Source organism: Umezawaea beigongshangensis (genome assembly GCF_016464305.1).
GTDB lineage: Bacteria > Actinomycetota > Actinomycetes > Mycobacteriales > Pseudonocardiaceae > Umezawaea_A > Umezawaea_A beigongshangensis.
The window spans coordinates 609,477-627,170 of the sequence record NZ_JAEIOJ010000002.1 but is presented as its reverse complement, the minus strand read 5'-3'; the positions used below and the strand labels follow the sequence as shown (position 1 = coordinate 627,170).

Annotated in this window: 16 protein-coding genes; 13 read left to right on the top strand and 3 right to left on the bottom strand. The window is 72.5% G+C overall.

What is annotated here, in order from left to right:
* Window positions 1–46 precede the first annotated feature (46 nt).
* On the bottom strand, window positions 47–1,507 hold the full coding sequence (gene eat / locus IMZ35_RS07385) for an ethanolamine permease (RefSeq protein WP_199440143.1): 1,461 nt from the start codon (window positions 1,505–1,507) through the stop codon (window positions 47–49).
* 193 nt (window positions 1,508–1,700) lie between these two features.
* Between eat and IMZ35_RS07380 the strand changes: the two genes are divergently transcribed.
* The 6 genes from IMZ35_RS07380 to IMZ35_RS07355 all read left to right on the top strand — a co-directional run bounded on the left by IMZ35_RS07380 (window position 1,701) and on the right by IMZ35_RS07355 (window position 7,736).
* Complete coding sequence (locus IMZ35_RS07380) at window positions 1,701–3,071, top strand: glutamine synthetase family protein (RefSeq protein WP_199440142.1); 1,371 nt, start codon at window positions 1,701–1,703, stop codon at window positions 3,069–3,071.
* Window positions 3,052–3,783 carry a gamma-glutamyl-gamma-aminobutyrate hydrolase family protein gene (locus tag IMZ35_RS07375; RefSeq protein ID WP_199440141.1) on the top strand — a complete coding sequence of 244 codons (732 nt, stop codon included), beginning with the start codon at window positions 3,052–3,054 and terminating at the stop codon, window positions 3,781–3,783. The genes IMZ35_RS07380 and IMZ35_RS07375 overlap by 20 nt, the downstream gene beginning before the upstream one ends.
* A gap of 5 nt (window positions 3,784–3,788) precedes the next feature.
* Complete coding sequence (locus tag IMZ35_RS07370) at window positions 3,789–5,141, top strand: aldehyde dehydrogenase family protein (protein ID WP_199440359.1); 1,353 nt, start codon at window positions 3,789–3,791, stop codon at window positions 5,139–5,141.
* Between the two features lie 16 nt (window positions 5,142–5,157).
* The gene (locus IMZ35_RS07365) at window positions 5,158–5,925 is read left to right on the top strand and encodes a 3-oxoacyl-ACP reductase (RefSeq protein WP_199440140.1); all 768 of its coding nucleotides are present in this window, start codon (window positions 5,158–5,160) and stop codon (window positions 5,923–5,925) included.
* Window positions 5,926–5,934: 9 nt separating this feature from the next.
* Window positions 5,935–6,666 carry a FadR/GntR family transcriptional regulator gene (locus IMZ35_RS07360; protein WP_199440139.1) on the top strand — a complete coding sequence of 244 codons (732 nt, stop codon included), beginning with the start codon at window positions 5,935–5,937 and terminating at the stop codon, window positions 6,664–6,666.
* A gap of 254 nt (window positions 6,667–6,920) precedes the next feature.
* A complete protein-coding gene (locus IMZ35_RS07355) occupies window positions 6,921–7,736 on the top strand; it encodes a GNAT family N-acetyltransferase (RefSeq protein WP_199440138.1) in 816 nt (271 codons plus the stop codon).
* A 3-nt stretch (window positions 7,737–7,739) separates the two neighbouring features.
* Here the strand turns inward: IMZ35_RS07355 and IMZ35_RS07350 are convergent, their stop codons facing one another.
* A complete protein-coding gene (locus IMZ35_RS07350; protein WP_199440137.1) occupies window positions 7,740–9,206 on the bottom strand; it encodes an amidohydrolase family protein in 1,467 nt (488 codons plus the stop codon).
* A 153-nt stretch (window positions 9,207–9,359) separates the two neighbouring features.
* A complete protein-coding gene (locus IMZ35_RS07345; RefSeq protein ID WP_307867839.1) occupies window positions 9,360–10,091 on the bottom strand; it encodes a VOC family protein in 732 nt (243 codons plus the stop codon).
* A 48-nt stretch (window positions 10,092–10,139) separates the two neighbouring features.
* On the opposite strand from IMZ35_RS07345, the gene thrS reads away from it, so the two are divergent.
* The 7 genes from thrS to IMZ35_RS07310 all read left to right on the top strand — a co-directional run bounded on the left by thrS (window position 10,140) and on the right by IMZ35_RS07310 (window position 17,568).
* Window positions 10,140–12,200, top strand: coding sequence for a threonine--tRNA ligase (gene thrS, locus IMZ35_RS07340; RefSeq protein ID WP_199440136.1), 2,061 nt, complete (start codon window positions 10,140–10,142; stop codon window positions 12,198–12,200).
* On the top strand, window positions 12,197–12,778 hold the full coding sequence (locus IMZ35_RS07335) for an HIT family protein (RefSeq protein WP_199440135.1): 582 nt from the start codon (window positions 12,197–12,199) through the stop codon (window positions 12,776–12,778). The genes thrS and IMZ35_RS07335 overlap by 4 nt, the downstream gene beginning before the upstream one ends.
* A gap of 156 nt (window positions 12,779–12,934) precedes the next feature.
* Window positions 12,935–13,786: a helix-turn-helix domain-containing protein gene (locus IMZ35_RS07330; RefSeq protein ID WP_307867838.1), complete on the top strand. Its 852-nt coding sequence runs from the start codon at window positions 12,935–12,937 to the stop codon at window positions 13,784–13,786.
* A gap of 98 nt (window positions 13,787–13,884) precedes the next feature.
* A complete protein-coding gene (gene pgsA, locus IMZ35_RS07325) occupies window positions 13,885–14,493 on the top strand; it encodes a phosphatidylinositol phosphate synthase (RefSeq protein ID WP_199440133.1) in 609 nt (202 codons plus the stop codon).
* Window positions 14,490–15,446, top strand: a complete 957-nt coding sequence (locus IMZ35_RS07320) for a phosphatidylinositol mannoside acyltransferase (RefSeq protein WP_199440132.1) — start codon at window positions 14,490–14,492, stop codon at window positions 15,444–15,446. The genes pgsA and IMZ35_RS07320 overlap by 4 nt, the downstream gene beginning before the upstream one ends.
* The gene (locus IMZ35_RS07315) at window positions 15,443–16,576 is read left to right on the top strand and encodes a glycosyltransferase family 4 protein (RefSeq protein ID WP_199440131.1); all 1,134 of its coding nucleotides are present in this window, start codon (window positions 15,443–15,445) and stop codon (window positions 16,574–16,576) included. The genes IMZ35_RS07320 and IMZ35_RS07315 overlap by 4 nt, the downstream gene beginning before the upstream one ends.
* Entirely contained in the window at window positions 16,573–17,568 is a 996-nt protein-coding gene (locus IMZ35_RS07310) for an NUDIX hydrolase (RefSeq protein WP_199440130.1), read from the top strand. The genes IMZ35_RS07315 and IMZ35_RS07310 overlap by 4 nt, the downstream gene beginning before the upstream one ends.
* Window positions 17,569–17,694 lie beyond the last annotated feature (126 nt).

Genomic DNA, 17,694 nt, shown 5'->3' with positions numbered 1-17,694 from the left:
TGCCACAGCGGTGGCCGTCGCGGAATCCCCCCGACGGCCGCCGCCGTCAGTCCTCGGTCGGGTCCAGCTCCCGCTCCGCCCGCGCGATGGCCGCGAACTCCTCCTCCGGCGCGTTCGCGACGAGCCGGTGGCGGCTGTAGAACCAGAAGTAGGCGAGCGCCACCAGGAAGATGCCGCCGGTGATCGCCGAGGCCACCACGTCGACCACGAACGTCGCGACGACGGCGGCGACCGCCAGCACGAGCGCCACACCGGTCGTGATCACGCCGCCGGGGGTGCGGTACGGGCGGGGCACGTCGGGCTCCCGCACGCGCAGCACGATGTGCGACACCATCATCAGCACGTAGGACAGCGCCGCGCCGAACACCGCGATGTTGATCAGCCGGGCGCCGTCCTGCGTGACCGCGGCGAGCAGGAAGCCGATCGTGCCGGGGACGATCAGCGCCAGGTGCGGAGTCTTGCGAGAACCGGTGCGCGACAGCCAGCGCGGCAGGTAGCCCGCGCGCGACAGCGCGAAGAGCTGCCGGGAGTAGGCGTAGATGATGGAGAAGAAGCTCGCCACCAGCCCGGCCAGGCCGACGTAGTTCACCAGCTGCGCCAGCGGGTTGTCACCGCCGAACGCCTCGCGGACGGCCAGCGGCAGCGGGTTGTCCGCGTCCTTGATCGCGTTCGAGCCCGCTGCGCCGGGACCGACGACGAGGATGAGCGCGGCGAACACCAGCAGCACGCTCATCGCGGCGATGATGCCGCGCGGCATGTCGCGCTTCGGGTCGCGCGCCTCCTCCGCCGCCAGCGGCACGCCCTCGACGGCGAGGAAGAACCAGATGCCGTAGACCAGCGCCGCCACGATCCCGGCGAATCCGAAGGGCAGGAAGGAGCTCGCGCCCACCGCGTCGGTGGGGGCGATGTCGAACAGGTTGTCCGCGTCGAACTTCGGGGCCAGGCCGACGACGAACGCCACCAGGGCGACCACGGCGACGGCGGTGATCCCGAACATCAGCCGCAGCGCCTCGCCGACACCGCGGAGGTGCACACCGATGAAGATCACGTACGCGGCCAGGTAGACCGGCCAGGAGTTCGTCAGCCCGAACAGGCCGAGCGCCTCGACGTACCCGCCGATGAACACCGAGATCGCGGCGGGCGCGATGGCGTACTCGATCAGGATCGCCACCCCGGTGGCGAAGCCGCCCAGCGGCCCCAGCGCCCGGCGGGCGAAGCCGTACCCGGCTCCGGCGACCGGCAGCGCGGCGGCGAGCTCGGCCAGGCCGAAGACCATGCAGGTGTACATCGTGGCCATGAGCGCGGTCGCGACCAGCAGACCGCCCCAGCCGCCCTGCGCCAGGCCGAAGTTCCACCCGGCGAAGTCGCCGGAGATCACGTAGGACACGCCCAGCCCGGCGAGCAGCACCCACCCGGCGGCTCCGCGCCTGAGCTGCCGCTGCTCCAGGTACTCCTCGCCCACCCGCTCGTAGGCCACGTGGTCGGACTTCGATCCCTCGGCGGCCATCGGCGCTCTCCAATGGTTTCGTGCCGGTCCTTTGAACGGCATTGAGAGTGGCGTGCGTCACCTCGTAGTGTCAAGGGCCACCAGGGGTCTGTCGAGTTCCGATCTGTTGACACCGGTGTTGCGTCCGTGCAGCATGGACGCCCAATGGTTCTGTAGCAGACCTTTGACCGGTGAACGGCGAGAGGAACGCGGAATGCAGCGCTACAGCGAGGGCCTGCTGTCGGTGGAGGAACTGCGCACCCTGGTCGACCGGGGTGAGATCGACACCGTCCTGGTCGCCGTCACCGACATGCAGGGCCGTCTCCAGGGCAAGCGCTGCGCCGCGCGGTACTTCCTGTCCGAGGTGCTCGACCACGCCGCGGAGGCGTGCGACTACCTGCTCGCCGTCGACGTCGACATGAAGACCGTGCCGGGGTACGCGATGTCGTCCTGGGACACCGGGTACGGCGACCTCGTCATGCAGCCGGACCTGGACACCCTGCGCCTGCTGCCGTGGCTGCCCGGCACCGCGCTCGTGCTGTGCGACCTGCGCCGCGAGGACGGCTCGCCCGTGCCGCCCTCGCCCCGGCAGGTCCTGCGCCGCCAGCTGGACCGGCTCGCCGAGCGCGGGCTGGCCGCCTACGTCGGCACCGAACTGGAGTTCCTCCTCTTCGACGACACCTACGAGCGCGCGTGGGACAGCGGCTACCGCGGCCTCACCCCGGCCAACCAGTACAACGTCGACTACTCGCTGCTCGGCACCTCGCGGGTGGAACCCGTGCTGCGCGCCATCCGCAACGGCATGGCGGGGGCCGGGCTGGAGGTCGAGTCGGCCAAGGGCGAGTGCAACCCCGGCCAGCACGAGATCGCGTTCCGCTTCGCCGAGGCCCTGGCCACCTGCGACAACCACAGCGTCTACAAGACCGGTGCCAAGGAGATCGCCGCGCAGCACGGCAAGAGCCTCACCTTCATGGCCAAGTACGACGAGCGCGAGGGCAACTCCTGCCACGTCCACCTGAGCCTGCGCACGATCGACGGCGACGCCCCCGCGTTCGCCGGGGACCGCGAGCACGGCTTCTCCGAGCTGATGGAGCGCTTCCTCGCCGGACAGCTCGCCGCGCTGCGCGAGATCACGTACTTCCTCGCGCCGAACGTCAACTCCTACAAGCGCTTCGTGCCGGGCAGCTTCGCGCCGACCGCCGTCGCGTGGGGCCGGGACAACCGCACCTGCTCGCTGCGCGTCGTCGGCCGCGGCCAGTCGCTGCGCTTCGAGAACCGCGTGCCGGGCGGGGACGTGAACCCCTACCTCGCGGTGGCCGCGCTCATCGCCGCCGGACTGCACGGCGTGGACCACGCGCTGCCGCTGGAGCCCGCGTTCACCGGCAACGCCTACGGCTCCGGCCGGGAGACCGTGCCGACGACCCTGCGCGACGCCGCGGAACTGGCGGCGGGCAGCGAGATCCTGCGCGAGGCGTTCGGGCAGGACGTGATCGACCACTACGCCAACGCCGCGCGGGTGGAACTGGCCGCCTTCGACGCGGCGGTCACCGACTGGGAGCGGGTCCGTGGCTTCGAACGTCTCTGACCGGCCCCTCGTCGGTCTCAGCACCTACCTGGAGGTCGCGCGGTTCGGCGTGTGGGAGGCCGAGGCGGCCCTGCTGCACCGCACCTACCTCGACTGCGTGCTGCGCGCGGGCGGAAACCCCGTGCTGCTGCCCCCGCAGGGTGACTGGCGCGCGGAGACGATCGGCTGGCTGGACGGGCTCGTCCTCACCGGTGGAGCCGACCTCGACCCCGCCAGCTACGGCCACGAGCCGCACCCGATGACCGGGGAACCGCGCCAGCGGCGCGACGCGGCGGAGTTCGCGCTGCTGGACGCCGCGCTCGCCCTCGACCTGCCGGTGCTCGGGGTGTGCCGGGGCGCGCAGGTGCTCAACGTCGCCCTCGGCGGCACGCTGCACCAGCACGTGCCCGACGTCGTCGGCGGCGGCGGGCACCAGCCGCGACCCGCCGTGTTCGGCCGCACCGACATCACCGTCGAGGCGGGCAGCGTCCTGCACGGCGTCGTCGGGGACACCACGACCGTGCAGTGCTACCACCACCAGTCGGTGGACCGGCTCGGTCGCGGCCTGCGGGTCGTGGCCACCTCGGCCGACGGCGTGGTGGAGGCGGTGGAACTGGCGGGGGCGCGCTTCGCGCTCGGCGTGCAGTCGCACCCCGAGCAGGAGATCGAGGACGTGCGGCTGTTCACCGCCCTGGTGGACGCCGCCCGCGACAGGAGGGACTCCCCGCGGTGAGCACGATGTACGAGGTGGTCGACCCGGCCACCGAGCAGGTGGTGAGCACGGTCGCGCTCACCTCGCTGGAGGAGACCGACGCGGCGATCGAGCGGGCCAGCGCCGCGCTGCCCGCGTGGCGCGCCGTCGCCCCGGCCGACCGGGCACGCCTGCTGCGCCGCTTCGCCGACGCCGTGGACGGCGCGGTCGAGGAGCTGGCTCGGCTGGAGGTGCTCAACTCCGGGCACACCATCGGCAACGCCCGCTGGGAGGCTGGCAACGTCCGCGACGTCCTGCACTACTACGCCGCCGCTCCGGAACGCCTGTTCGGCAGGCAGATCCCGGTGGCGGGAGGTCTGGACGTCACGTTCGCCGAACCCCTCGGCGTGATCGGCGTGATCGTGCCGTGGAACTTCCCCATGCCCATCGCCGCATGGGGCTTCGCGCCCGCGCTGGCGGCGGGCAACACCGTCGTGCTCAAACCCGCCGAGCTGACCCCGCTGACCGCGCTGCGCCTGGGCGAGCTGGCCCGCGAGGCCGGCCTCCCGGCCGACGTGCTCCAGGTGCTGCCCGGTCGAGGCGACGTCGTGGGCAGGCGGTTCGTGACGCACCCGGCCGTGCGCAAGGTCGTCTTCACCGGCTCCACCACCGTGGGCAAGCAGATCATGGCGGGCTGCGCCGAGCAGGTGAAGCGGGTGACCCTGGAGCTGGGCGGCAAGAGCGCGAACGTCGTGTTCGCCGACGCGGACCTGGAGCGCGCGGCGGCCACCGCGCCGTACGGGGTGTTCGACAACGCCGGGCAGGACTGCTGCGCCCGCTCCCGCATCCTCGTCCAGGCCTCGGTGTACGACCGGTTCATGGAGCTGCTGGAACCCGCAGTGCGGGGCGTCGTCGTCGGTGCGCCCGGCGACGAGGCCACCGAGATGGGACCGCTGATCTCCGCCGCGCACCGCGACCGGGTCGCCTCCTACGTGCCGCACGACGCGCCCGTGGCGTTCCGCGGCAGCGCGCCGGACGGGCCGGGCTTCTGGTTCCCGCCCACGGTCCTCGCGCCCGTCGCGCCCACCGACCGGGTCGCCGTCGAGGAGGTCTTCGGCCCCGTCGTGGCGGTGCTGCCGTTCACCGACGAGGACGACGCCGTGCGCCTGGCGAACGACTCGGACTACGGGCTGTCCGGCTCGATCTGGACCCGCGACGTGGGCCGCGCGCTGCGCGTGTCCCGCGGCGTCGAGGCCGGGAACCTCTCGGTGAACTCGCACTCCTCGGTGCGCTACTCGACCCCCTTCGGCGGGTTCAAGCAGTCCGGCCTCGGCCGGGAACTCGGGCCGGACGCGCTGTCGGCGTTCACCGAGACCAAGAACGTGTTCATCGCGACGTGACTGGAGAACAGCGAACATGACGAAGCGACTCGAGGGCCGCGTGGCCGTCGTGACCGGCGGTGGCAGCGGCATCGGCCTCGCCTCCGTGCGCAGGCTCGCCGCCGAGGGCGCGCGGGTCGTCGTGGCCGACGTCGACCCCGACGCGGGCAAGGCGGCGGCCGACGCGGTCGACGGCGTGTACACGCAGGTCGACGTCACCGACGAGGAGCAGGTCGCCGCCCTGTTCCAGACCACGGCCGACACCCTCGGCTCGGTGGACGTGGCGTTCAACAACGCCGGGATCTCCCCGCCCGACGACGACTCGATCCTGACCACCGGCATCGAGGCGTGGAACCGGGTGCAGCAGGTCAACCTCACCTCGGTGTACCTGTGTTGCAAGCACGCGCTGCCGCACATGCAGCGGCAGGGCAGGGGATCGATCATCAACACCGCGTCGTTCGTCGCCACGATGGGCGCGGCCACCTCGCAGATCTCCTACACCGCCTCCAAGGGCGGTGTGCTCGCGATGAGCCGCGAACTGGGCGTGCAGTTCGCCCGCTCCGGCATCCGCGTCAACGCGCTGTCGCCCGGACCGGTGAACACCCCGTTGCTCGAGGAGCTGTTCGCCAAGGACGCCGAGCGGGCCGCGCGCCGCCTGGTGCACGTGCCGATGGGCCGCTTCGCCGAGCCGGAGGAGATCGCCGCGGCCGTGGCGTTCCTCGCCAGCGACGACTCGTCGTTCATCACCGCGTCGAACTTCCTCGTCGACGGCGGCATCTCCGGCGCGTACGTCACACCCCTGTAGGCCGTGCAGATGACCGGGCCGCGGCAGGGGGACCGACCGTCCACGGCGGACGCAGCCGTCTTCCGGCCGGTGCGCGCGGGCAACACCTTCGAGGAGACGGTGGAGCGGCTGATGCAGGCGATCCGGCTCGGCGTCGCCGAGCCGGGGGAGCGGTTGCCCGCCGAGCGGGAGCTCGCCACGAGGCTCGGCGTCAGCCGCGTCACGCTGCGCGAGGCCATCCGGTCGTTGCAGCAGGCCGGGTACGTGGAGTCGCGGCGAGGCCGCTACGGCGGCACGTTCGTCAACGACGTCCTGCCCGCGTCGTCACCGGAGCCGGAGCCCGGTGGCGGCGCGGAGCTGGCCGACGCGATCACCCTGCGCCGCGCCCTGGAGACGAGCGCCGCCGAGATCGCCGCGGGCCGCTCCCTCGGACCGGACGAGCGGCGCAACCTGCGCGCCCGCCTCGCCGAGGCGTCCGCCGCCGACCTGGGGGAGTACCGCCGCAAGGACTCCCGGCTGCACCTGGCCGTCGCCGAGGTCACCGGGTCGCCCTCGCTCACCGCGGCCGTCGCCGACGTGCGGATGCGCGTCAACGAGCTGCTGGAGTCGATCCCGCTGCTGGAGCCCAACCTGGCGCACTCCAACGAGCAGCACGAGCGCATCGTGACGAGCATCCTCGACGGCGATCCGGCCGCCGCGCGCGTCGCGATGGCCGAGCACCTGGAGGGCACCGCGTCGCTGCTGCGCGGCTTTCTGGCCTGACCCCGGACGCCGGACACCCGTGGCGCGGGTCCCGGCGGGTCGCCGCCTGGTCGTCTCCCGGTCGCCTCCTGGACCCCGCACGGCGCGCCCGGCCGCGGTGGAGCCGGGGGAGTTCGTCCGCACCGGCTCGCCCGGCACGGGGTGGTGCCGCTGCCGCGCGACGCCACGGACGAGGTGGTCCGCCGCGGGCCGCCGTCGCCCTGTGACGAAAATCTGTTCGGACGATCGCGGTCCCGTCTGGCAGCGTCGGTGACATGCGCATCCGTCGGCTCTCCGCGGACCACCTGGAGTCCTGCGTCGCCCTGTCGCTCGACCGCGGCTGGTCCCCCGATCGGGACAAGTGGGCGATGCTGTTCGACGTCGCGGAGGTGTACGGGGCCGTCGAGGACGGGAAGCTGGTCGGGACGACGGTGAGCACCGGGTTCGACGACGACCTGGTCGCCGTCAGCATGGTCCTGGTGGCCACCGCGCACGGCGGGCGCGGCATCGGCAGGGCGCTGGTGCAGCACGCGGTGGAGCGGGCCGGCACCGTGCCGATGACGCTCTACGCCACCGACGCCGGCCGTCCGCTGTACGAGAAGTTCGACTTCCGCGTCACCGGGCACGTCACCACGCACGTCGGCCCCTGGCGCTCGGCCGGGCCGCGCACGACGCGGTTCACCGCGGACGGCGACGTCCCCGCGGTCCTGGAGATCGACGCGGCCGTGCACGCCGTCGACCGCACGTCCGTGCTCGCCCGCTTCGCGGCGATCACCGAGCACCGGCGGGTGGCCGAGGTGGACGGTGTGATCACCGGCTACGGCTGCACGTGGCACAACGGCGAGACCACGATCGTCGGCCCGGTGTGCGCGGCGGACGAGGCCACCGCGCGCGCTCTGATCGCCGACCTCGCCGAGGACTCCGCCGGACCGGTGCGCCTCGACGTGGACCACCGGCACCCCGCCCTCGCGCGGTGGGCCGTCGAGCACGGGCTCACCGCGCGGGGCGCGACCGCGATCATGACCAGGGGCCAGGTGCCGTCGGGGGACCGCGACCGGCTGTTCCTGCCGATCATGCAGGCCCTGTTCTGACGCTCAGCCGCCCGCGGGGCGGCGCCGCTCGGGACCGCCGTCGTGGTCGGTGTAGGTGTACGGGTCGGGAACGCGCTCGGCGGTCGGCAGCTCGGGGGAGAGGCTCTCCTGCCAGGCCTGCTCGCCCATCGTCGAGCGCACGTGCTCGACCGTGCCGCGCACCGCGTCCTTGGCGGCGGCGAGGTCCGTGCCGACCAGCACCCCGTCGTGCTTGACCACGCGACCGTCGACCAGCACGGTGTTCACGTCGCCGCGTCCGGCCTGGTAGACGACGGTGCCGTAGGGGTTGAGCAGCGGGTACATCGCCGGTGAGCGCTCGTTCTTGATCAGCAGCAGGTCGGCCCTCTTGCCGGCGGTGACGCTGCCGATCAGCGAGTCCAGCCCGAGGGCTGCGGCGCCGCCGATGGTGGCCCAGCGGACGACGTCCTCGGCCCGCAGCGCGTTGTGCACGACGGTCTCGCCGCGCGCGTGGGCCTCCAGGTGCTCGCGCGAGCGGTCGGCCGACAGCGTCGCGCGCATGGCGGAGAACAGGTCGGCGCTCCACCACACGCTGGTGTCCACCGACAGGGACACCGGGATGCCGTGCTTGCGCAGCTGCCAGGTGGGCGGGTAGCCCTGCCCGGCGCTCTGCTCGCTCTCCGTGGACACCGACACCGAGCCGCCGGTGGCGGCGATGCGCTGGTAGGAGTCCTGGTCGAGCGTGGTGGCGTGGACGTAGGTGACGTCCGGCGTCATCACGCCGTGCTCCCACATGAGCCGGATGCTCTCGTCGTTCGTCGCGCCCCACACGCCGGCGTGCGTCGTGACCCGCAGCCCCATCTCCCGCGCCGCCTCGAACGCCGCCCGCTCCGGGAACGCGGGATCGGCGGTGACGTCGAAGGCCAGCTGGAAGCCGAGCATGTCGTCGCGGGAGCCGAAGCGCCGTTCGGCGAAGCTGCGGAAGTCGGCGCCGGTGGCCCACTCCCAGGGCGCGTCGAAGATGTTGCCGTGGGCGAGGACGAACCGGCCGGGCGCGCGCTCCAGGGCGTCGACGGCCGCCTCGGCGTGGTCGATCGTGCGCAGCCCGTGCGACCAGTCGAGGGTCGTCGTGACGCCCGCGTCCACCGCCTCCACCGCGGAGAGCAGGTTGCCCGCGTGCACGTCCTCCGGCCGGTGGATCTTGCCCCAGTTCAGGTAGTAGAAGACGAAGTACTGGGTGAGCGTCCAGTCCGCGCCGAGCCCGCGCAGCGCCGTCTGCCACATGTGGCGGTGCGTGTCCACCATGCCGGGCATCACGATCCCGTCGGTCGCGTCCACCTCCACGGTCCCCTCCGGGACCTCCAGCGCGCGGCCGACGGCGGTGATCGTGCCACCGGTCACGAGGACGTCGCCGTTCTCGACCACCCCGGCGGCGTCCATCGTGAGCACGGTCGCGCCGCGGAACACGAGCGGGCGTCCGCCGTCGATCGCGGCGATCTCGTCGGGGGTCATGCGCTTCACCTCGGGTGCGGGTCGGGAACGGCGGCTCGACGTCGTTGAAGCATCAACGACGTCGAGGGGAACGCTAGCGACGGCGACCGCGCGCACCGGGGTCGTTCGATCACGGAGGGTGCGAACGCGCACCGACACCTGACCGGACACCCCTCAGCTCAGGACCACCGGCCCGTACAGGCCGTGCACCACCGCCCGCAGGCCCGCGCGCGTGCCGGGGACGACCTCCAGGTCCGCTCCCAGCACGTCCAGCGCCCGCAGCACGTCCGACGGCGACGGGTGCGTGGCGCTCAGCGAGGTCAGCGCCACCTCGGGCAGGCCGCCGCTCGCCGGGTGCGGCGTGCTGCCCCAGTCGATCAGGAAGGGCACCAGCCCGTGCCCGTCGTCGGGAACGGTGAGCCGCCAGCGCAGCAGGTCCCCGTCCGCCGTGCGGCGCGACATCGAGCGCACGCTCCCCGGCTCGTAGTCGCCCGACCGGGCGGTGGCGATCCGCTCGTCGAACTCGATCGGGCGAATCGCCCAGGTGACGAGCGTCGCCTCGGTCAGGGCGTCGATGCCGAAGGGGCGGGGTCGCTCCGGCTCGTCACCGTCCGGATCGGGCCCGATCAGCTCCAGGTACGCCGCCCCGCCCAGACCCACCAGGTGGTTCGCCGTGCCCAGCCCGGAGTGCCGTCCGCCCGGCGCCGGGCGGACGCCGGTCAACCGCTCGAAGTCCGCCACCAGCGTCGGCAGGTGCGGACCGGCGAGCACGAGGTGGTCCAGTTCGCGCATGGCGCGACTGTAGGTCCGGCCGCCGTCCGCGATGTCGTCGAGGGGGAGCGGTCGCGACGCCCCGCGCCCCGCCGTCCGCTGGGCCGACGCCGTGCTGATGTCGCTGGTGAGCACCGATAACATCTGAGACGTTCGCGCCACCAGCCTCCCGAGGAGAACACCGTGTCCGAGTCGAGTCCCGCAGCCGCCCGTGCACCGCAGCGCGTGGTGGTGACGGCCGGGACCACCGCCGGAGCGGCGGTCCGGGAGGCGGGTCTGCCGGGCCGGGGGGCCGACGCCGTCGTGGTCGTCCGCGACCCCGAGGGCCACCTGCGCGACCTGTCCTGGGCGCCGAGCGCCGACGTCGAGGTGGAGCCCGTCGCGGCGAACACCGAGGACGGCCGCAGCGTCATCCGCCACTCCACGGCCCACGTGCTGGCCCAGGCCGTGCAGCAGCAGTTCCCCGAGGCCAAGCTCGGCATCGGCCCGCCGGTGAAGGACGGCTTCTACTACGACTTCCAGGTGGACCGGCCGTTCACCCCGGAGGACCTCCAGGCGCTCGAGAAGCGCATGAAGCAGATCGTCAAGGGCGCGCAGCGCTTCTCGCGCCGCGTGGTCGAGTCCACCGACGCCGCGAAGGCCGAGCTGGCCGGTGAGCCGTTCAAGCTGGAGCTGGTCGACGTCAAGAGCGGTGTCGACACCTCCGAGGTCATGGAGGTCGGCGGCGGCGAGCTGACGATCTACGACAACCTCGACCCGCGCTCCGGCGAGCGCGTGTGGGGCGACCTGTGCCGCGGCCCGCACCTGCCCACCACCAAGCACGTCCCGGCGTTCAAGCTGAGCCGGGTCGCGGCGGCGTACTGGCGCGGCAACGAGAACAACCCGCAGCTCCAGCGCATCTACGGCACCGCGTGGGAGTCGCAGGAGGCGCTGGACGCGCACCTGGAGCTGCTGGCCGAGGCCGAGCGGCGCGACCACCGCAAGCTCGGCGTCGAGCTGGACCTGTTCAGCTTCCCCGACGAGATCGGCTCCGGCCTCGCGGTGTTCCACCCGCGCGGTGGCATCATCCGCCGCGCCATGGAGGACTACTCGCGCCGCAGGCACGAGGAGGAGGGCTACGAGTTCGTCTACTCGCCCCACATCACCAAGGGCAAGCTGTTCGAGACCTCGGGCCACCTGGACTGGTACAAGGACGGCATGTACCCGGCGATGCACCTCGACGCCGAGTACGACGAGCACGGCGACGTCCGCAAGCCCGGCCAGGACTACTACCTCAAGCCGATGAACTGCCCGTTCCACGACCTGATCTTCAAGTCGCGCGGCCGGTCCTACCGCGAGCTGCCGCTGCGGATGTTCGAGTTCGGCTCGGTGTACCGCTACGAGAAGTCCGGCGTGGTCCACGGCCTGACCCGCGTGCGCGGCATGACGCAGGACGACGCGCACATCTTCTGCGCCCCCGACCAGGTGCAGGACGAGCTGAAGTCGCTGCTGACGTTCGTGCTGGACCTGTTGCGCGACTACGGTCTGGACGACTTCTACCTGGAGCTGTCGACGCGCAACGAGGAGAAGTACGTCGGCTCCGACGAGGTGTGGGAGGAGGCCACGAACGCCCTGCGCAGCGCGGCGGAGGACTCCGGCCTGGAGCTCGTGCCCGACCCCGGCGGCGCCGCGTTCTACGGCCCGAAGATCTCGGTGCAGGCCAAGGACGCGCTGGGCCGCACCTGGCAGATGTCGACCATCCAGGTGGACTTCAACCTGCCGGAGCGCTTCGAGCTGGAGTACACCGGCAGCGACGGCTCCCGCCAGCGCCCGGTGATGATCCACCGCGCGCTCTTCGGCTCCGTGGAGCGGTTCTTCGGCGTGCTCACCGAGCACTACGCCGGAGCGTTCCCGGCGTGGCTCGCGCCGGTGCAGGTCGTCGGCATCCCCATCTCCGAGGACCACGCCGACCACCTGTTCGCCGTGGCGAAGGCGTTGCGGGCCAGGGGGATCAGGGTCGACGTGGACGCCTCGGGCGACCGCATGCAGAAGAAGATCCGCAACCACACCACGCAGAAGGTGCCGTTCATGCTGCTGGCCGGTGCCAAGGACGTGGAGTCCGGCGCCGTGTCCTTCCGCTTCCGCGACGGCACGCAGATCAACGGCGTGCCGGTGGAGCGGGCCGTGCAGGCCGTCGTGGACTGGGTGGGGCGGCGGGACAACACCTCGCCCACCGCGGAGTCCGTGCAGGCGGCGCTGGCGTGACGCAGGGCGAGCCCGGCGACGCCGGGGCCGGTGACGCCGAACTGGTCGAGCAGGACGGCATCGGGGTCCCGGACGCGCTCCAGCGGCTGTGGACCCCGCACCGGATGTCCTACATCAGGGGAGAGGGCAAGGCCGACGGCGACGAGCCGGAGGCCTGCCCGTTCTGCCGGGTGACGAGCCTGGGCGACGCCGACGGGCTGATCGTGGCGCGCGGCGAGCTCGTCTACGCGGTGCTGAACCTGTACCCGTACAACCCCGGTCACCTCATGGTGCTGCCGTACCGGCACGTGCCGGACTACACGGACCTGACGCCGGAGGAGACCGGGGAGTTCGCCCGGTACACGCAGCGGGCGGTGCGGGCGATGCGGCACGCCTCCGCGCCGCACGGGTTCAACATCGGCATGAACCAGGGAGTCGTCGGCGGTGCGGGCATCGCGGCGCACCTGCACCAGCACGTCGTGCCCCGCTGGGGCGGTGACGCGAACTTCATGCCGGTCATCGGTCAGACGAAGGTGCTGCCGCAGTTGCTGGGCGAGACGAGGGAACTCCTGGCCGCCGCGTGGAGTGCGGTGGAGTGATTTCCGCACTTCTGCGTAAAAAGGTCGGCAAAAGGAGCAGTCGGGGCCTCGGATTGTTCTGACCTGCGACAACACGGAGTGTGATCAAGGGGTGCGCCCGTAGAGCCCCGTGCGAACGCCTCCTATGGCCGATCGTTTATCCGCACTCACGTGGATATGGTGCGAAGAATGACCGCACCCGAGCGTTCGCGGCTCGCGAGAGAGCGGCTGTCCCGCGAGTTACGCCGGTTGCGCACCGAAGCGAGGATGACCGGAACCGCCACCGCGCGGGCCACCGGAATGAGCCAGTCCAAGCTGTCCAAGATCGAGAACGGCATGCTGCTGCCCTCGATCGCCGATGTCGAGCGACTCGTCACCGAACTCGCCGCCACCAGGGAGACGAGGGTCGAACTCGTCGAACTGGCCCGCCTCCTGCACGCGGAGGCCGAGTCGAGACGGGTCGTGCTCCACCGGGGTGCGCACCGCCACCAGCAGACCGTCAGCCGCATCGAGGCCCGCGCCACCACGAGCAGGTTCCTCCACCTGAACCTCGTGCCCGCGCTCCTGCAGAGCGAGAGCTACCTGCGCGTCGTGCTGGCCACCACGCCGCGGCAGGAGCAGGAGACGGCCATCGCCTCCCTGCGCAACCGCCGCGCGCGCCTGGACGACCCGAGTCGCCAGTTCGTGTTCCTGCTCAGCGAGAGCGCGCTGCGCTGGCGCATGGGACCGGCGCAGCTCATGCGCGAGCAGATCGACCACCTCTCCGAGGCGCTGCTGCGGCCGAACGTGCGGCTGGGCGTCGTGCCGTGGGCCGCGGAGATCGGCGTGGCCGCCCTGCACGGCTTCCAGATCTACGACGAGCAGGTCGTCACCGTCAGCGTCCTCACGGGCAGCGCGACCATCACCGACCCCGCTGACGTGCGCGAGTACCTGGGGCTGTTCAGCAGGTTGGACCGCGTCGCACTGCACGGCGACGGTGTGCGGGAGCTGCTCGGGCGCATCTCCGACGAGTACCGGCGACCGTCGTGAGCGCCGCTGGAGCAGGTGTCGCCGCACGGGCGGCTGAGCTGGACGGTTAGGCTGCCGTCGACACGTCGTCCCCGCCGGTAGGTGCAGTCAACAACCCCATGCTGAACATCTTCGCTCGCGCGTCCGTCTCGCGCGTCACCGATCCGATCGGGGCGTGGCTGCTGCGACTCGGGCTCACGCCGAACACCGTCACCGTGCTGGGCACCATCGGCACGGTCGCCAGCGCGCTCTGGTTCTTCCCCCGCGGACAGCTCTTCGCGGGGGCGCTCGCCGTCACCGTCTTCGTCCTGTTCGACCTGCTCGACGGCGCCATGGCCAGAGCGCGCGGTCACGGCACGAGGTTCGGCACGGTGCTGGACGCGAGCTGCGACCGCATCGCCGACGGCGCCCTGTTCAGCGCCCTCGTCTGGTGGGCCTTCGACACGGGTCAGCGCGAACTCGCCGTCGCGGCGCTGATCTCGCTGGTCGCCGCACAGGTGATCTCCTACGTCAAGGCGCGCGCCGACGCGTCCGGGCTGAGCGCGGACGGCGGACTCGCCGAACGCGCCGAGCGCTTCATCATCGCGCTCGTCGGCGCCGGACTGCACGGCCTGGGCGTGCCTCACGTGCTCGCCGTTGCCCTGTGGCTGCTCGCGGTGCTCACGATCGCCACGGTGGTCCAGCGGCTGATCGCGGTGCGACGCGCCGCGGAGGAGGCTGGGGAATGAGCTCATCGCTCGGCGAGCGCGCGGCCCTGCTGGGCTACACGGCGGGCTGGCGGCTGGTGCGCGCGCTGCCGGAGAACTGGGCCCGCGGCCTGTTCCGGTTCGGCGCGGACCGCGCGGCGCGCCGCGCGGGGCCGGGGGTCCGCCAGTTGCGCGCGAACCTCGCCCGCGTCGTGCCGCAGGCGGGACCGGACGAACTGGACGACCTGGTCCGCCAGTCCCTGCGCTCCTACGCCCGCTACTGGCTGGAGGCGTTCCGGCTGCCCTCGATGGACCTCCGGGCCGTCCACGCCTCGTGCGACTCGCTCGTCAGCGGTCAGGAGAACCTGGACGCCGCGCTCGCGCAGGGCACCGGCGCGGTCCTGGCGCTGCCGCACAGCGGCAACTGGGACGTGGCCGGTGTGTGGCTGGTCGGGCACTCCGGCACGTTCACCACGGTCGCGGAACGCCTCAGACCCGAGGCGCTCTACCAGCGCTTCCTGGAGTTCCGCCGGACGCTGGGCTTCGAGATCGTGCCGCTCACCGGCGGCGACCGTCCACCGGCCAAGGTGCTGGCGGAGCGGTTGCGGAGCAACGGGGTCGTCTGCCTGCTCGGCGACCGGGACCTGACCGCCAGCGGCGTGCCCGTGACGTTCTTCGGCGAGCAGACCATGATGCCCGCCGGACCGGCGCACCTCGCGGCGACGACCGGGGCCGCGCTGCTGCCCGTCGGCTGCTGGTTCACCGACGACGGCTGGGGCTTCCGCATCCACCCGCCCGTCCCCGTGGCCGGGACCAACCGCGTCACCGCGGCGACCCAGTCGCTCGCGGACGTGTTCGCCGCCGACATCGCCGCTCACCCGGCCGACTGGCACATGATGCAGCAGCTGTGGCTGGCCGACCTGCCGGAGAGCAGGCAGCGGGCGCTGGAGCGCGCGCTCGCCCGGAAGCGGGACGGCGCCGGGGAGACCCGGTGAAGATCGGCATCGTCTGCCCCTACTCCTTCGAGGTCCCCGGTGGGGTGCAGGCCCACGTGGTCGACCTCGCGCGGGCGCTGCGGAAGCTGGGGCACGAGGTGAACGTCCTCGCGCCCGCGGACGAGGACACCGTGCTGCCGGACTTCGTCACCCCCGCCGGTCGCGCCGTCGCCATCCCCTACAACGGCTCGGTGGCACGCCTGTCGTTCGGCCCGGTGTCCTTCGCGCGGGTCCGCCGCTGGATCCGCGAGCACTCCTTCGACGTGCTGCACCTGCACGAGCCCGTCGCGCCGAGCCTGTCCATGCTGGCGCTGATGCTCGCCGACGGGCCGATCGTCGCGACCTTCCACACCTCCACGCCCCGCTCGAAGATGCTCTCGGCGTTCCAGGGCGTGCTCCAGCCGTTCCTGGAGAAGATCACCGCGCGGATCGCCGTGTCCGCGCTCGCGCGCCGCGTGCAGGTGGAACACCTGGGCGGTGACGCCGTGGAGATCCCCAACGGCGTCGACGTCGGCTTCTTCGCCGACGCCGCACCCCTCGACGGCTACCCGCGCGCCGGCGGCACGATCGGCTTCGTGGGCCGCTTCACCGAACCCCGCAAGGGGATGCCGGTGCTGCTGGAGGCCGTGCGGCTGCTCGCGCCCGACATGCCGGACCTGAAGGTCCTCGTCGTCGGCCGCGGCGACACCGAGGACCTGCTGGAGGCGGCCGGTCCCGGTCTCGCCGACCGGTTCGTCCTGCTGGGACAGGTCGACGACGAGACCAAGGCGCGCGCGCTGCGCAGCGTCGACGTCTACTGCGCGCCCAACACCGGCGGCGAGAGCTTCGGCATCGTCCTCACCGAGGCCATGTCGGCGGGCGCGGCCGTGGCCGCCAGCGACCTCGACGCGTTCCGCCGGGTGCTCGACGACGGCCGGGCCGGTGTGCTCAGCCCCGTCGGCGACGCGCCCGCCCTCGCCGAGGGCCTGCGCGCGCTGCTCGGCGATCCGCGGCAGCGGCAGGAGTACGTCGAGACCGCCCGGCAGCGGGTGATGACGTTCGACTGGTCCGTGGTCGCCGGACAGGTGCTCCGGGTGTACGAGACCGCGATGGCCGCTGATCCCCGACACGTGGTGGAGGCCGACGAGTGACCGCCGGGACCGTCGTGACCTGCCTCCTCGTCCTGCTGGGCGTCGCTCTCCTCGTGGGCCCGTGGATCCTCGGCACCGCCAACCGCCTGGACCGGCTGCACGTGCGCACCGACGCCGCCTGGGCTGCGCTGGACGCGGCGCTCGCCCGCCGCGCCGTGGTCACCAGGGCCGTCGTGGCGTCCGTGCGGGTGAACGCCGACGTCAGCGACGTGCTGCGCGGTGCGGCCGACCGCGCCGAGAGAGCCGGGCGAGGCGACCGCGAGGCGGCGGAGAACGAGCTGAGCCGCCTGCTGGGCGCGCTGGACCGGGCCGTGCTGGCACCCGCGCTCGCCGCGGAGCTGTCGGACGCCGAGCAGCGCGTCGTGCTGGCCAGGCGCGTGCACAACGACGCCGTGCGCGACACCCTCACCCAGCGCAACCGCCGCGTCGTGCGGTGGCTCGCACTCGCCGGGACCGCCGGTCAGCCGGAGTACTTCGAGATCGCCGAGCCCCTGGAGGAGGGGGAGACCGCCGTGCTGACGCCGCGCCCGGCCGCTCGGGTGGTGATGGTCGACGGGGACGACCGCGTGCTGCTGTTCCAGGGCTTCGACCCGGCCAGGCCGCAGGAGTCGTTCTGGTTCACCGTGGGCGGGGGCGTCGAGCAGGGAGAGGAGCTGCACGAGGCGGCGGTGCGCGAGGCGTTCGAGGAGACCGGGGTGAAGCTGACGGCCGAGGACCTCGTGGGCCCGGTGTGGCGGCGGCGCACGGTGTTCAGCTTCGACGGCGAGACCTTCGACGCCGACGAGTGGTTCTTCCTGGCCCGCCCGCCGGAGTTCGTCGTCGACACGTCGGGCTTCGACGAGGTCGAGACGCGGACCGTGCAGCGGCACCGCTGGTGGACGGCGGAGGAGCTGCGGGCCACGGAGGACACCGTCTACCCGCTTCAACTGGCCGAGGTGCTGCCCGACCTGCTGGCGGACTCCTGGGACGGCAGGACCCGCGCCGTCCGCTGAGCGGCCCGGTCGTCCGTGCGTCGCACGAACCGGGGCACGTTTCGGAAGCGCGCTTCTTCCACGAGGAACCGGGCACGGCGGTGCGAACCGCACGGCAGCGGGAAGAACGGGCACGGGAACGATCGC